This is a genomic window from Salegentibacter maritimus (assembly GCF_016236975.1).
Classification (GTDB): domain Bacteria; phylum Bacteroidota; class Bacteroidia; order Flavobacteriales; family Flavobacteriaceae; genus Salegentibacter; species Salegentibacter maritimus.
The window spans coordinates 93,979-109,815 of sequence record NZ_JAEHNY010000003.1 but is presented as its reverse complement, the minus strand read 5'-3'; the positions used below and the strand labels follow the sequence as shown (position 1 = coordinate 109,815).

The 15,837-nt window shown below is 36.8% G+C and carries 13 protein-coding genes; 3 read left to right on the top strand and 10 right to left on the bottom strand.

Features of this window, described 5'->3' with window-relative positions; all coding sequences use genetic code 11:
- Positions 1–106: 106 nt before the first annotated feature.
- The 8 genes from I6U50_RS04115 to I6U50_RS04080 all read right to left on the bottom strand — a co-directional run bounded on the left by I6U50_RS04115 (position 107) and on the right by I6U50_RS04080 (position 8,258).
- Positions 107–1,573 (bottom strand): cellulose synthase family protein, encoded by a 1,467-nt coding sequence (locus tag I6U50_RS04115; protein WP_198637959.1) that lies wholly within the window; start codon positions 1,571–1,573, stop codon positions 107–109.
- Positions 1,573–2,367, bottom strand: coding sequence for a glycosyltransferase family 2 protein (locus tag I6U50_RS04110; RefSeq protein ID WP_198637958.1), 795 nt, complete (start codon positions 2,365–2,367; stop codon positions 1,573–1,575). Before I6U50_RS04110 ends, I6U50_RS04115 begins: the two co-directional genes overlap by 1 nt.
- Positions 2,368–3,951 carry a 4Fe-4S binding protein gene (locus tag I6U50_RS04105; protein ID WP_198637957.1) on the bottom strand — a complete coding sequence of 528 codons (1,584 nt, stop codon included), beginning with the start codon at positions 3,949–3,951 and terminating at the stop codon, positions 2,368–2,370.
- Positions 3,948–5,234, bottom strand: coding sequence for an NAD(P)/FAD-dependent oxidoreductase (locus I6U50_RS04100; protein WP_198637956.1), 1,287 nt, complete (start codon positions 5,232–5,234; stop codon positions 3,948–3,950). The genes I6U50_RS04105 and I6U50_RS04100 overlap by 4 nt, the downstream gene beginning before the upstream one ends.
- Positions 5,235–5,348: 114 nt before the next feature.
- Entirely contained in the window at positions 5,349–6,161 is an 813-nt protein-coding gene (locus I6U50_RS04095; protein WP_198637955.1) for a purine-nucleoside phosphorylase, read from the bottom strand.
- Positions 6,162–6,164: 3 nt separating this feature from the next.
- Positions 6,165–6,782: a TIGR04282 family arsenosugar biosynthesis glycosyltransferase gene (locus I6U50_RS04090; RefSeq protein ID WP_198637954.1), complete on the bottom strand. Its 618-nt coding sequence runs from the start codon at positions 6,780–6,782 to the stop codon at positions 6,165–6,167.
- A gap of 24 nt (positions 6,783–6,806) precedes the next feature.
- Positions 6,807–7,865, bottom strand: coding sequence for an arsenosugar biosynthesis radical SAM (seleno)protein ArsS (gene arsS / locus I6U50_RS04085; protein ID WP_198637953.1), 1,059 nt, complete (start codon positions 7,863–7,865; stop codon positions 6,807–6,809).
- A gap of 57 nt (positions 7,866–7,922) precedes the next feature.
- Positions 7,923–8,258, bottom strand: coding sequence for an arsenosugar biosynthesis-associated peroxidase-like protein (locus tag I6U50_RS04080; RefSeq protein ID WP_193711318.1), 336 nt, complete (start codon positions 8,256–8,258; stop codon positions 7,923–7,925).
- A gap of 472 nt (positions 8,259–8,730) precedes the next feature.
- Here I6U50_RS04080 and I6U50_RS04075 point away from each other — a divergent pair, with 472 nt between their 5' ends.
- A complete protein-coding gene (locus tag I6U50_RS04075) occupies positions 8,731–9,753 on the top strand; it encodes a helix-turn-helix domain-containing protein (RefSeq protein WP_193711317.1) in 1,023 nt (340 codons plus the stop codon).
- Here the strand turns inward: I6U50_RS04075 and I6U50_RS04070 are convergent.
- Together I6U50_RS04070 and I6U50_RS04065 are read right to left on the bottom strand one after the other, a co-directional pair.
- On the bottom strand, positions 9,750–10,451 hold the full coding sequence (locus I6U50_RS04070) for a LytR/AlgR family response regulator transcription factor (protein WP_193711316.1): 702 nt from the start codon (positions 10,449–10,451) through the stop codon (positions 9,750–9,752). The genes I6U50_RS04075 and I6U50_RS04070 overlap by 4 nt on opposite strands.
- Positions 10,448–11,218, bottom strand: coding sequence for a sensor histidine kinase (locus tag I6U50_RS04065; protein ID WP_317192013.1), 771 nt, complete (start codon positions 11,216–11,218; stop codon positions 10,448–10,450). Before I6U50_RS04065 ends, I6U50_RS04070 begins: the two co-directional genes overlap by 4 nt.
- Before the next feature lie 479 nt (positions 11,219–11,697).
- Here I6U50_RS04065 and I6U50_RS04060 point away from each other — a divergent pair, with 479 nt between their 5' ends.
- Positions 11,698–13,956, top strand: a complete 2,259-nt coding sequence (locus I6U50_RS04060; RefSeq protein ID WP_198637951.1) for a GH92 family glycosyl hydrolase — start codon at positions 11,698–11,700, stop codon at positions 13,954–13,956.
- A 3-nt stretch (positions 13,957–13,959) separates the two neighbouring features.
- Positions 13,960–15,837, top strand: a complete 1,878-nt coding sequence (locus I6U50_RS04055) for a sodium:solute symporter family protein (protein ID WP_193711313.1) — start codon at positions 13,960–13,962, stop codon at positions 15,835–15,837.

Genomic DNA, 15,837 nt, shown 5'->3' with positions numbered 1-15,837 from the left:
TACGTCAAGCTGAGCTTGTTTCAGCTTCTAATATTCTTTTCGAGTTAGATCCTAAAACGGGTTCAGGATGATGATGACAACAATTTGAAATTATCTATTTAGCCTTTTAAATCCTCACCGATCTAAAAACCACAAAGCCAAAGCCTATAAAAAGCATCAGATGAAAAATGGCCAGGCTAAAATCGTTCAGCATAAAAGCGCTATAGAGTCCGAAACCAAAATACACCCATAGAGAGAATTCAACCGCAATACTTAACGAAAACTTTTGTTGAATATAAATATTCTTTTTCCAGGAATCGTTCAGGGAACTTACATTGAATTTTGGGGTTCTAATAAAAGCCGATTTTTTTCCGAGATGCCCTTCTAAAACCGCCAGCGAATTGTGAACCGAAAATCCCATAGCTACCGAAAAGAAGGTAAAAAACAGGACTATAAAATTTAAAAAGCTTTTAAAATCCCTTCCGTGAATTCTTGAATACGCGACATAATAGCAAAAAAAGAAAATTAACGTGCTCACTAAAAAGAAGGCCGCCAAATTAAAATACCAGCCAAACTGGGGATTGTTGTTTTTAATAAAAAGAATGGGAATGCTCAATACCGCTAACACCAGGATCACCAGGAACATACTGGAGTTAAGTAAGTGGAAAAACGCATGAAATTTTGTGCTAAAAGGAACAGTTTTATCCTTTAGTAATTTTTTAAAATTCTTTTTAAAATTTTCGGCGGCGCCTTTGTTCCAGCGAAATTGTTGTGAACGTGCCGCACTTATTGCTACCGGCAATTCGGCCGGGGTTTCTACATCTTCCAGGTATTTAAATTCCCAGTTTTTGAGTTGTGCCCGGTAACTTAAATCGAGGTCTTCTGTTAAAGTGTCTCCGCTCCAGTTTCCTGCGTCTAGAATACATTCCTTTCTCCATATTCCGGCGGTGCCGTTAAAGTTGATAAAATGCCTGCCAAAATTACGTCCGGTTTGCTCCAGGATAAAGTGAAAATCTAAAGCAAAAGCCTGGATTTTTGTAAGTAAAGAATAGTCTCGATTAATATGCCCCCAACGGGTTTGTACCACACCAATTTTAGGATTTTTAAAATAAGGTACTGTTTGTAACAGCCAATCTTTGTTTGGTAAAAAATCGGAATCGAAAATGGCAATAAATTCTCCTTTGGCGATCTTTAAACCCTCTTTTAATGCGCCGGCTTTAAAGCCACTACGATTTTTTCTTGTGATATGCTGAATATCCAGTCCGGTTTCTTTGAGTTGCTTTACTAGAGCCTTAATTTTTTGAACCGATTCATCGGTAGAGTCATCTAATACCTGAATCTCTAATTTCTCCGCTGGATATTCAATTCTGGCAATATTTTTTAAAAGGCGCTCCACCACATATAGCTCGTTGTATAGGGGAAGTTGTATGGTAATAAAAGGTGTTTCGACAGGATTTTTAAGGTTGAATTTCTCAGAAGCATCCACCTTTTTTTTTGCCTTTAGATAATTCAATAATAATTGAAGCTGCGAAATACTATATAAGAAAATAAACAGCAGGGCAAGTGTGTATATGATGATAATGGCTAAATCCATTATTTAAAACTATATTTAAAAATCCAACCTAATATTTTAACTCCTGCAAAGATAGCACCTTTCACAGTGCCGGAAACTTTTGAGGTGCCAATCCTGTTTTTATAATGTACCGGCACTTCGGTGTAAGAAAACCCCTTTTTTAAGGCTTTCAATTGCATCTCTACCGTCCAGCCGTAAGTTTTATCCTGCATTTGCAGCTCCAGCAATTTATGGTATTTAATTGCTCTAAACGGCCCCAAATCTGTAAACCTGGCATTAAAAAATAATTTCATTAGAGAAGTTGCCAACCAGTTTCCAAATATCTGCGGAAAGGTCATCGAACCTTTTTCTCTCCATCTTTTAACCCTGGAGCCAATAACCAAATCTTTATTTTCTTCAATAATTGGGGCGATTATTTTAGTTAATTCGGCGGGGAAATCACTATAATCTCCGTCTAAAAAAACAATAATATCCGGTTTAGGGCTTTCAAAGGGCTGTTGGGAAATATAGTCCAGTCCCTTTAAACAAGCATAGCCATAACCTTTTCTTTTTTCCTGTAATACTGTGGCACCGGCATTTTTAGCATTGGCTTCAGTAGCATCGGTAGAATTATTGCTTACCACAATAACCTCCTGAACAATCTCCGGAATTTCCGCAATAACCTTTGCTATAGATTCTTCCTCATTAAAAGCCGGAATAATTACTTTGATTTTTTTGGAAGAAAAGTCTACTTCAGACTTAGAGTTTTTAGGATAATTTGGGCCAGGCTCACATTTTTCGTGACTGCCCTGGAATTCTTGATTTTCTTGTGGCATTTACTTCGATTTCTGGTTTACCAGGTCCATTAGGTTTACATCATTTCCCAAGAGCACTTCTTCAGAGTTTATGCGTCCCTCCATATCGTCATTTTCAAGTTTTAACACTCCTCTTGGGCAAACCGCCGAGCAGATTCCGCAGCCAACACAACTGGAGCGTACTATATTTTCTCCTTTTTGAGCATAAGCGCGCACATCAATTCCCATTTCGCAATAGGTAGAGCAATTTCCACAGGAGATACATTGCCCGCCGTTGGTAGTAATTCTAAATCTTGAAAAAAGGCGTTGCTGCATTCCTAAAATCGCTGCCATTGGGCAACCGTAACGGCACCAAACCCTGCTTCCGAAAATTGGATAAAAGCCTACGCCAATAACCCCCGAAAATGCGGCACCAATCAAGAAACCATACCATTCCCGAAGTTGATAGCCCCCGAAGAAAAAGATATTTCCATTTCCGCTGAAATAATTAATACAGATAATTGATAAAATTACCACCAAATAGCCAATAGCACCATATTTAGCATCCTTAGCTAATTCTTTACGTTTAAAAATCATAATTACCGCGAAAAGCAACGTAAGAAAACCGGCAGTTCCCCAAAGAAAAGCATCTTTGGTAAGCCAGAAATCATTGGCACTGTCGCCTAAAAATGAATACAAAACCGCAATGGTCATAACCGTAACAAATACTAGAACACTATGAATTACCCAGCGTTCAATCTTCCAGGCATGTTGAGATTTGTCAGAAAGTTGACGGTACGGGTCGCCGGCGGTTTCTGCAAGTCCACCGCAACCGCAAACCCAGCTACAATACCAGCGTTTTCCGTATTTATAGGTTAAAATAGGCGTGATTACAAATATGGAAATCAATCCAAAAACTAGCATAATTACGCCAACATTGCCTGCTGAAAGGAATTCGTTGATCTTATAATCGGTAAACAAATCGTAGTTAAGCGGCCAAATATTGGCGGGGTTATAGTAAGGTTGGTTTAACCGAATTAAAATTTCGGGAATTAGAAAGGCAAAACCCAACTGAAAGAACATCACCGAGAAGGTGCGAATTACTTCGTAGCGATTATTGCGATATTTTAAAATAAACTTATATCCAAAAGCCAGAATAGCCAGGGTATACAGTGTGCCATATACAAACCATTGGCTGGCAGGGTTTCCGCTAATTAATTTACTTAATGGATCGAAAAGTGAAATGATCCCTGTGTTTTGCCCATCGGCATTAAGTCCTAGATACTGCGGAAACCAATATAAAACCACATAAAAAAGCGTAAGAACAATGCCCAGGACCCAGGCCCAAAAACCACGGCCACTAAGTGATTTAAACCAAACTCCGTCGTTTTTGATACCCGCGTGTTTGCCCAGATATAAATCGTTGGCGAAAATTACGGTCCCCAATGCAATAAGCCCTAAAGACAAACTTAAAAATAGGGGCTTGTTTGGAAAGTTTACATTGGCTATGGCCAGTACTAAAATGAAAAGCCCAATCAAACCTATACCGCTGGCCAGTTTTTGCCTGGTAGAAAGTTTTGTCGCTGCCTCTGGTGTAAGAGACATATTGTGTTCTATTTTGCTCATACTTTCTGTAAATTCTCTTTAAAACTTTTAAAAATTTCTTTTTCGTACCGAGTGTAAAACTCAGGATCAAAATTGGCCTGCTTTAAGTTGGCCAGGACGTGATCTATCTTGCGATTTTCATTTAACCACTGGTCAAATATGGCATGGCGCATCCTTATTCCAAAGGTGTTTATTCCCAGGAATTTATTGGAGTTAGCATCAAAAGCAATAGTAATGGCTTTGGTATTATCTTTATGCTGCCAGTGAAAGTGCATTTCATTATCGCCCGGTTGTGCTGAAACATTGCCGTAAGTTTGATATTCAATATCAAAGAATTTAGCCGAGTTAAACCAGTTCCCGGGTTTGTATTTCATCGTATTGCCTGTTAAGGTTTGTGCCAGGGTTTCGCCCATCATACGGCCTGCATACCAAACGGCTTCAATAGGTTTTCGATGGGGTAGGGGTTGTTTTACCTGTGCACAATCGCCAATAGCAAAAACGTCTTTAATGTTGGTTTGTAGAAATTCGTCTACCAGAATTCCCTTATCTGTTTCTAAAGCCGAATCTGCAAGAAAATCTATATTGGGTCTAACCCCTGTACAAAGTCCTACCAACTGGCATTCAATTTCTTCACCCGAATTTGTGATTATAGAAGTGACTTTTCCGTCTTGATCGCCAATAACCCGATCCAGTTCGGTTTCTTCCCTAAGATCTACCCCGTGCGATCTAATGTGTTTAGAGATTAGTTTAGCATCCTGAATTGGCAATACATTATGCCAAAAGGCTTCTTCCCGGATTAGAAAAGTTACCTCAATATTTCGTGTATTAAGCATTTCAGCTAGTTCCACACCAATCAATCCTCCACCAATAATTACTGCTTTTTGGCAAGTTTGAGTGTTTTTCTCCAGCAGTTCTAAATCTTGTTTAGAAACCAGTCCCTGCACTCCTTCTAAATCCTGACCTTCCCAACCAAATTTGTTATAAACCGAGCCTGTTGCCAAAACCAGCTTATCATAACTCATTGTTTCTTCAGAAGAGAAATGCAATGTTTTCCCTTCAAAATCTATAGTGTCAACCCAGGCTTTTTTTAAATCAATTCTATTTTTCTCCCAAAACCAATCTTCATAAGGTTTTAAGTGATTCCATTTCATATGGCCCATATACACATACATCAATGCGGTGCGAGAAAAGAAATAATCGCTTTCCGCAGAAATTACGGTAATTTTTGCGTCGGAATTTTTCCTAATGTGCCGCGCACAGGTAATTCCTGCAATCCCATTTCCTATAATAACTATGTGTTCCATATTTGCCAGATAATCGAGATTTATCCCGATCACTATCGGGACTTAGAGGCCTTCCTCAAAATTAAAGTATTCTATTTTGATTATACCTGCTGAATTTTATTTGTGATTTTCTGCTTAAACAGCTTTTACAACTTCTTTAAATAGCGTAATCATATTTGGTTCTGCTTTCGCGGCCATAGCAATAATTTCATCGATATTTACCGGTTTTAGGTTATCAGGGTCACCTTCATCGGTAATTACAGAAATAGCTGAAACCGGCAGGTTTAAATGATTGGCCACAATAATTTCTGGCACAGTACTCATTCCAACAGCATCTGCGCCCAAAATTTTCAACATTCTATATTCGGCACGGGTTTCTAATTGTGGCCCTAAAAGTGCTGCGTAAACCCCTTTATGTAGTTTTATTCCCTCTTTTTTAGCAATAGTTTCAAAGGCTGCGTTCATCTCGGCATTATAAGGAGCACTCATATCTACAAAACGTTCACCCAATTGGGAAACCCCTTTAAAAGCCAGAGGAGAATCTCCCAGCAAATTAATATGATCGTCAATAAGCATAAGTTCCCCTTTTTTAAATTTCAAATTGATTGAACCTGAAGCATTTGAAACCAGGAGCTTTTTAATACCCAGTTGATGCATAATGCGAACAGGAAAGGTTACCTCTTGCATAGTATAGCCTTCGTACATATGAAAACGCCCCTGCATCACTACCACTTTTTTTCCTTCCAGCTCTCCAAAAATCAATTTTCCTTTATGGAATTCTACTGTGGCGGTAGGAAAATGAGGTATCTCGTTGTAGCTAACCTCTACCTCTGTTATTATTTCATCTGAGAGTTGACCCAGGCCTGTGCCCAGTATAATCCCTATCTCCGGATTTATAAAGCCTTTTTTTTTGAGGTATTTAGTTGTTTCCTCTATTTTTTGAATCATTTTTTACTTTTTGAAAAATTGCTGAAAATCTTTATGATCTTTAATATCTGAATAATAATCTACATCGTTCCTGGCTTCAAGAAAGCCAATATCTTTTCCTTTTAAATCTTTTACAGTCTCCTGGAAAACCGATGAGCTTCCCCATTCTTTTCCCTGAAAAACTTCCGGAAACAATTGGTTCATACCCAATAAATAATAACCGCCATCTGTAGCAGGGCCAAGAACCACTTCTTTTTCCTGAAGTAGATGAAAGGCGTTTTCCAGGTCTTCCTGTTTTAAATCGTAAAGATCGCTGCCAATAATAACAATATGTTTATAGCCTTCTTCAAAACCTTCTTTAAAAGCATTCTTCATACGTTCACCCAATTCTTTTCCCTCTTGAAGCTTTTTCGAATATAGCTCTAAATTCCAGATGTCTTTATCTACAATATCTTCAGAATAATAAACCTTTTTGCTAACAGGAAGATTTTTAGTAACCGAAACAGTATGTTGTAGTAAAAACTTATAAACTTCAAAAGCAGCCGTGTCCCCAATATCTATGGCGAGCCGGGTCTTTACTTTTCCCGGTTCCGGATTTCTTGTAAAGATAATTAATAAGTTCTGGGAGGTTTTTAGGCTCAAAATTTAATGGTTTAGCGAGGTTGGTTAGGCTACGGTACCCTGGCAGCTACTTCCGGCACCGGCGGTACAACCGTAACAATGTTGTGAAATTCTTATTTCGCGATTACTAAGCAGGTCTTCGTTATATTCACTAATATGCTGCACTTTACTATCTACTTTTAAGGCCAGCATTTGGTTAAAGTCGCAGTCGTATAGCCAGCCATCCCAACTTACTGAAATGGTATTGGTGCACATTACACTTTCTACCGCAGCAGGATTGTAGGCTTCTACCAGTGCATACATATAATCTTCATAATTTTCGGAAGCGATTAAATATTCCAGAAAACGACTAATTGGTAAATTGGTGATGGCAAAAAGATTATCGAAATCTATATTGAAATCTTCTTTTAGCGCTTTTTTAAAATCTTTTTGCAAGGCCTCCTGGTTTGTAGGTAAAAATGCACCGGCAGGATTATAAACAAGATCTAATTTTAGGTTCGTGCCTGGCTGTGCATAACCTACAGCGTTAAGCATTTGCAGGGCTTTAATAGACTTGTCGAATACTCCATTACCACGCTGCTTATCGGTTTTTTCCCGTTTATAAAAAGGAAGGGAAGAAACTACGTGAACCTTATATTTTTTAAAGAATTCAGGTAAATCATGGTACTTCTTATTTGCCAGTATAATTGTAAGATTAGAACGAACAATAAAATCTTTAATTCCGGCTTTTGAGGCTTCTTCTACAAACCATCTAAAATTCGGGTTCATTTCTGGTGCGCCCCCGGTAAGATCCAGGGTGTGGGCTTTGGTTGTTTTAATAACCTCCAGGCATTGCTCCATGGTTTCTTTGGTCATAATCTCCTTCCGATCTGGACCTGCGTCTACGTGACAATGCGAGCAAACCTGATTGCACATATAACCTAAATTAAGTTGAAGTATTTCTAGCTTTTTAGGTTTTAAAGGGGCATTTCCGGTTTCTGCAATTTTATCTTTAAACAAAGGAAGTTCCCCTTCTTTAAAGATCCCGTTGCTTAAAAATGTAAGCTGGTTTTCGGGTTTAGAAAGGTCATCTTTTCTCGCCGATAAAGATTTTAGTAGAGCCATTTTGAAAATTTAGTGCTATTGGGAATAAATAATTTAAACTAAAGCAATTAAAAAGGTTTACATGCTTAATTTATCATATTTGTTCATCATTTGTACACCGTGTACCAGGGTTGCTCCACTTTCAATAGCAGCTCCGGTATGCACGGCTTCCATCATTTCTTCTTTTGTGATCCCCTTTTGTAAACCATCTTTAGTGTAAGCATCAATACAATAAGGGCATTTTACTACATGGGATACGGCAAGGGCTATAAGTGATTTCTCCCTAGCAGAGAGCGCTCCTTCTTCAAAAACTTTTTCGTAGTAATCAAAAAACTTAGCTCCCAGTTCTTCGCTCCATTCAGTTATTTTTCCAAACTTCCTTAAATCATCGGGGTTATAATAGGTCTTAGCCATAGCAGTTATTAGGTTTTAAGTTATTTTGGTCTAAAATATCTATTAATACTTACGCAACCAATCAATTTTTCTGAAAATGATACTTATGGATTTTTCAGGCAGTTTTGTGACGTATAAGTTTTTGAGGAAGAGTTGAAGCATAGTTGTGCGCTAGAAACTCGTTATGAGGTAGTTTATTTTTGGATATGGGGTTTAAATATTTACTTTGCCTGGCTGTTTTTAAATAAAAGTTGGTTTTTATAATCTATATTATGTATTTTAAGGGCTTAAAATTTTAAAGCCAAACTAACGTATTTAACATTAATATTAGCTTAAAACAAAAATGCTAATGACTTTTAACTATATGTTTTCTTAGAGCTTTATCTTTACCATGAAATATTGAGCATTAGTCCTGCTGCGTTGTTTGATGAGCTGATGTTAATATTGGGATATTGTAAATTGATGTAAAGGGTCTCACCCAATAATTAGATTTATGAGAATAAATGTAAAAACCCTACCAGTAGAGGATATTATCGAGGATATTTCTGAAAGCCTTAATGTTCCGGTTAAGAATGGTAGCGGAGAACATACTATAGAATTGCCAGAACATATAGGTGAAGGCTTTATTAGGGGTATTAGTTTTGATTCGGGAATGGGGTTTATAACTTACAATTGTAAGTTTTATGAAGATGTAGAAATTCACTTTTCGCTAAATACGGTGCACCCTCTAAAATTTATATTTTGTTCTGCCGGAAACACGGGTCATTCTTTTCAGGATACAGAAAAGGTTCATAATATTAAGGCCTTTCAAAATATTATTGTTTCCAGTAGCGGATACAATGGTCATGTGCTTTATTTTAAAGCTAACGAATCTACTCACGTGTCTAGTTTAGAGATAATTCGTTCTGTTTTTGCTCATCGTAGAAATTACGATTTTGAAAATCTTAATCCCACTCTAAAGGAGCTTTTTCAAGACGCGGTGGCAGAAAGACAATTTTTTTATCAGGGGAATTATAGCATTAAAGCTGCTGATATTATGAACGAGATAAATACCAGGGAGTATTCTGGATTTTTGCGTTCTCTATATCTTGAAGCAAAGGCTTTTCAGATGCTGGTAATACAGATTTCGCAATATGAAGATGATGAATCTGGTGATAAACTTCCACAAATTTTAAGACAATCTGATATAGAAAAAGTAGATTATGTGGTGAAACGTATACAGGGGGATCTTGGGAGTAATTTAACAGTAGAATCTTTAGCTAAAGAGGCAGGTACCAATGTAAATAAACTGCAGGAAGGCTTTAAATATGTGTATGATCTTACCGTGAATAAATATATGCAGCATAAGAAACTGGAGGCTGCTAAAGAGATGCTTATGACCACCGATAAGAATATTTCAGAAATTGTGACTGCCATTGGCCTTAACAATAGGAGCTACTTTTCTAAGATATTTAAAGAGAAATATGGTGTGAACCCTAAGTATTTTTTGAAAACCAGAAAGATGCTAAATGATTAGTCTTCTAGAATAATATCTTTTACCTGAGATAAATAGCTGCGGCCAATAACATATCTTTTACCGTTAATCTCCAGGCTGTTGCCTTCTATGGCTTCAATTTTGTCCAGGGAAACGGTATAGGACCTGTGAATTCTTATAAACCTGTTAGGGGGTAAGCTCTCGGTAAAGCTACTTAAGGTTTGATGAATTATATAGCTTTTATTGGGGGTTATTACTTTTATGTAGTCTTTTAAACTTTCAATTAATAAAATGTCATTCAAATAAACCTTTTTCATCTTCTTCTTGTTGATTTTTAGAAAAAGATGTTTGTTTTTCCAGCTTTCGTTATCGTCTTTGTTTTCTTCGTGAATTTTTTTGGCCTTATTTATGGCTTTTAGAAATCTGGGGAATGGAATGGGTTTTACCAGGTAATCTAAAATTTCAAGTTCATATCCTTTTACCGCATATTCTTCATGGGCAGTAGTGATAATAACCTGGGGTTTATCGCTTAAACTTTTTAAAAAACTATAACCGTCTAAAATAGGCATGTTTATGTCTAAGAATAGAAGGTCTACCTTGTTTTCCTGTATAAAATCAAGGCTGTCCAGGGCGCTATTGAAGCTTGCTATTATATCTAAACCTTTTATTTGAGAGATATAGTTCTTAATTACATCTATCGCTAAAGGCTCGTCATCAATAATTACACAATTAAGGCTCATTCTAATTTTAACTTTAAGTCTACTAAAAATTCACACTCTCTCTTATCGATTTTTAGCTCATAATCTTTTTTGTCGTAGCATAGGCTAAGACGTTTTTTAACGTTAGCAATGCCTATCCCTCCTTGTTTTTTAGCTTCCTGTCTTTGCTGGGGATATGTTTTGATTTCTTCTGGTTTAGGTAGGCTATTTATGGCTCTAAAGTACAAAATATCCTCTTTAATAATGAGTTCTATCTTAATAAACACTTTTTTGATGCTTTTATTGGCTCCATGCTTAAAGGCATTTTCAATAAACGGTATAAGTAGCATTGGGGTAATTTCTTTATTAGCTGTATTCCCCTCAATTTTTAAGTCTATGCTCAATTTTTCGCCATATCTAATTTTTTCCAGGTCCAGATAATTCTGTATGCAATTAATCTCTTTATCTAAAGCTTGTAGGTTGGGTTTTGTTTCGTAAATTAAATAGCGCATTAATTCTGAAAGTTTTAAAATAGTTTCAGGGGTTTTGTGCGATTTATTAAGGCTAAGGGAGTATATATTGTTTAAAGTGTTAAAGAAGAAATGCGGCGATATTTGCGAGCGTAAAAATCTTAATTCGGTCTCAAGTTGTGCTTTTTTTAGTTTGGCCGCTCTTTTGTTTTCGCTCATCCAATCTATGGTGATTTTAATAGCAGTAACAAAAGATATTACATATAGTTCTCCCAGCATCATTACCATAATATAGTTAAAACTGAAGCTGGAAGTTTCTCCGGGGCCTTCTGGCCACACATTATTACTTATAAGGAGATATGTGAGTTCAAATTTTAAAAATACCATTAAGAAAATAGAACTCAATAAAAGAAAAATGAACCAAAAGAATCTTTTTGTATAAATAAATTTAGGGATGAGTAGGTAAATAGTAAAATAACATAAAATGATATGTATAGGGAATCCCAGCGAATTTGTTTTAAGGGAATAAAGGTAGTCGCCATAGTAACTGCCCCATCTTAAAGTGTTAAATATAAAGTAGACAAGCCAAAATATTATATGATGAATTGGGTCGATTTTATACTCCCAATTTTCATTTAAAAAAAACTCTTTCTTAAAACGTTTTCGTAATGGCATAGAATGGAAAAAGATAGATTTTAGCTATTCGGCTTTTTTTAAATGTTGTTTGTCTAATATTATTTTTTGGGATGCTGAATATATAAATATTTATGAAATATCTACCTGTATTTTTTTTAATGCAGCATAATTTAAATAAAAAAATGTTTAAAAAATTTTCTTTTTTCTTTTTTGTTTTGCCCTTTATTTTGGTTTCCTGTAAGCAGCAAAATGGTAAAACTAATGATTTTCAAGAACCCGCTAAAAAGCTAACTTCTTACGTAGATCCATTTATTGGTACGGGAGGGCACGGGCATACTTATCCCGGTGCGAGCACTCCTTTTGGTATGGTGCAAGTAAGTCCCGATAATGGGGTTAGTGGTTGGGACTGGTGTTCAGGTTATCATTATTCAGACTCTCTGGTTGCAGGTTTTAGTCATTTGCATCTTTCTGGAACCGGAATTGGTGATCTTGCCGATATTTTGTTTATGCCGGTAAACGAAAAAATAGATCTTACAAAAGAGGTAAAAGAAAGGGAAGATATTCCTTACCTTTCTAAATATTCGCATATAGATGAAACGGCAACGCCCGGGTATTATCAATTATTCCTTGAAGATTTTGATGTTAATGTAGAACTTAGTGCATCGCAAAGAACTGCTTATCATAAATATACTTTCGGGGAAGGTGAAGAAAAATCTGTAGTAATAGATTTGGGTTTTGCAATAAACTGGGACGAACCTACAGAGACGTCTATTAAAGTAGAGGACGAATATACTATTAGTGGTTATAGGCACAGTACTGGTTGGGCAAACAATCAAAAAGTATTCTTCGTAGCTAAATTTTCGACTCCAATAATAAAATCTGAATTATTTTCGGGAGGCAAAGCAGCCTCAGGAACTCAGGTGAGCAATAAGAAAACTTCAGCTCAATTGTATTTTGAAAAAGATCCTAAAGAACTGCAGGTTGCAGTGGCACTTTCATCGGTAAGTCTTAAAAATGCTAAAGAAAATCTGGATGGGGATGCGAATTTCAATTTTAATGATACCAGAAAACAGGCGAATCAAACCTGGGAGAAAGCGCTTTCAGACATCACCGTAGAAACTCCTACAGATTCTTTAAAGACCATTTTTTATTCGGCACTTTACCATACAAAATTGGCTCCGGTTATTTTTAGTGATAAAAACGGGGAATTTCGTTTACAAAACGATAGTATTGTTCAAAAAGATTTTACTGCATATTCCACTTTATCGCTTTGGGATACATTTAGAGCGCAAAACCCTTTGTTGACTATTACGAATCCTGATATAACCAGTGATATTATAAATAGTATGTTGGTATACTATGAAGAGAGTGGAAGCCTTCCAGTTTGGACACTTTATGGAAACGAAACAAATACCATGACCGGTTATCATTCGGTTCCTGTAATTGCTGAAGCTTACTTTAAAGGTATTAAAGGTTTTGATGCTGAAAAGGCCTATGAGGCATTAAAAGCTACAATGATGCAAAATGACCGAAACTTAAAGGAATTGAAGGAATATGGTTATATACCTTTTAATTTAGGGGATGAATCGGTTACCAAAACTTTAGAGTATGCTTATAACGATTGGTGTGTGGCGCAAATGGCTGAAGCTTTGGGTAAGCAGGAAGATTATGAATATTTTTCAGAAAGGGCTAAGGCCTATAAAGAATTATTTGATCCTGAAACTGGGTTTATGCGTGGTAAATCTCCAGAAGGAAAGTGGAATACGCCTTTTGATCCCAAACACTCCAACCATAGGGTAGATACAGATTATACCGAAGGTAATGCCTGGCAACACAGTTGGTTTGTATTGCACGAGCCACAGGATTTAATAGAGCTTCATGGAGGGGCAAAACCTTTTACTGCTAAGTTAGAGCAATTATTTACTGAAAGTTCTGAAATTACCGGAGATAATACCTCGGCAGATATTTCAGGTTTAATAGGGCAATATGCACACGGGAACGAGCCCAGTCATCATATTGCTTATTTGTTTAATAAAGCAGGACAACCCTGGCGAACACAATTCTGGGTTCGTGAAATATTAAAAACCCAGTATAGTACACAACCCGATGGGTTAAGCGGAAATGAAGACGCGGGGCAAATGTCTGCCTGGTATGTTTTTAGTTCTATGGGCTTATATCCTTTTAACCCCGTTTCAACCGAATATGAAATTGGGAGTCCGATTTTTGAGAAATCAACTATTAAACTAAAGAATGGAAATAGTTTTAAAATTATAGCTAATAAGGTTTCCGAAGAAAATATCTATATCCAATCTGCTACTTTAAACGGAAAAGATTTCAACCAAACTTCTATTTCTCATAAAACTCTTTTAGAGGGTGGTGAATTGGTGTTTGAAATGGGCAGTACACCCAATAAAGACTGGGGTGTTAAGCATAAAGACTAAGGAATGGGACTAATAGATGTTTTAATTATTGCGCTTTACCTTTTTCTAACCATTTTTATTGGAATATGGGTTTCAAGAAAGGCTTCTAAAGGTCTGGATTCTTATTTTTTGGGTGGAAAAAGTATTAAATGGTATTACTTAGGGCTAAGCAATGGCTCGGGGATGTTTGATGTTTCAGGTACTGCCTGGATGGTGGGCATTCTTTTTCTTTACGGGGTTAAGAGCTATATGTTTATGTGGATGTGGCCCATTTGGAACCAAATTTTTGTGATGATGTTCCTGGCAGTTTGGATTAGGCGGTCTGGAGTAATGACGGGTTCTGAATGGATTCTTACCAGGTTTGGTGATGATAAAGCAGGTAGGGCTTCACACCTTATTGTTGCTATTTTTGCCGTAATCGCTTCTATAGGTTTTATTGCCTATTTTTTTGAAGGGGTAGGTAAATTTATGACGGTAATTCTTCCATGGGACCTTTCGCTCTATATAGGCGAATTTAACCTCTTGAATTCTGAGCAGTCTTATGCCTTGCTTATAATATTTTTTACCACTATCTATACCATAAAAGGAGGGATGTTTTCTGTAGTGACTACTGAGGTTTTACAATATGGCATCATGGTGCTGGCAGGTGTATTGGTAGCTGGATATACTTTTGTGAGTTTTACCGATGCCCAGGTGAATAGCCTTATACCTGAAGCCTGGAAAAGTGTTTCTATTAGTAATGAACTTCAAGGCTTTTGGGAAGGAAAAAAAGAGCCGTTTAATGCTCTTATAGATTCTCAGGGTTATAAAATGTTTGGGGCTTTTATAGGGATGACACTTTTTAAAGGCTTTTTTGCAAGTATTGCCGGGCCTACGCCCAGCTACGATATGCAACGTATACTTTCTACCAGAACAGTAAAGGAAGCTGCATACATGAGTGGTTTTACCAACCTTGTTCTATTTGTGCCTAGATATCTTTTAATAGCTGCAGTAGTACTTTTAGGCCTGGTGTATGTAGCTCCCGAGATGACGGCTGCAGGTAATATAACAGGAGATGATTTGGAGGTTATTTTACCAAAAGTAATTAATAATCATGTGCCGGTAGGGGTTAAAGGTTTGTTGCTCGCCGGTTTGTTGGCGGCATTTATGTCTACCTTTTCTGCTTTTGTGAACGCAGGCCCTGCCTATATTGTGAACGACATTTATAAAAAATACTTTAAGCCTAAAGCAACAGATCGTCACTATATTAAAGCCAGTCATATTACATCTATGTTAGTGGTGCTATTGGGGGTTATTATGGGCTTTTTTGCCGATTCTATTAACTCTATCACTCTCTGGATTACCAGTGCCCTGTATGGTGGCTATGTGGCAGCCAATTTCTTAAAATGGGTTTGGTGGCGTTTTAATGGTTGGGGTTACTTTTGGGGAATGCTTTCTGGCTTGTTAATCGCCACTACTCAATTTTTTATGGATCAAAACAAGGCTAACTTTGTTCCCGATTCCTTTTTATATGAAATTGCTCATGTTCCGGCCATATACCTTTTTCCCGCAATCTTTTTATTCTCTTTATTAGGATCTTTCCTGGGTACTTATTTTACCGCCCCCACCAGTATGGATACGCTAAAAAGTTTTTATAAAAATGTGAGACCATGGGGTCTGTGGAAACCGGTGCTAAAAGAATTGCAGGCAGAAAATGCAAAAATAAAAGGTAACAAAGATTTTGGGATAGATATGTTAAACTGCCTTGTTGGAATAATATGGCAGTCTACGATGATACTTATGCCAATATTTTTTGTGGTAAGGGATTACCCTAAAATGGGGGCAAGCTTTTTAGTCTTTCTTTTAAGCTCCCTTATTCTTAAATTTACATGGTTAGATAAAATTAGAAAATATAAAAATTAA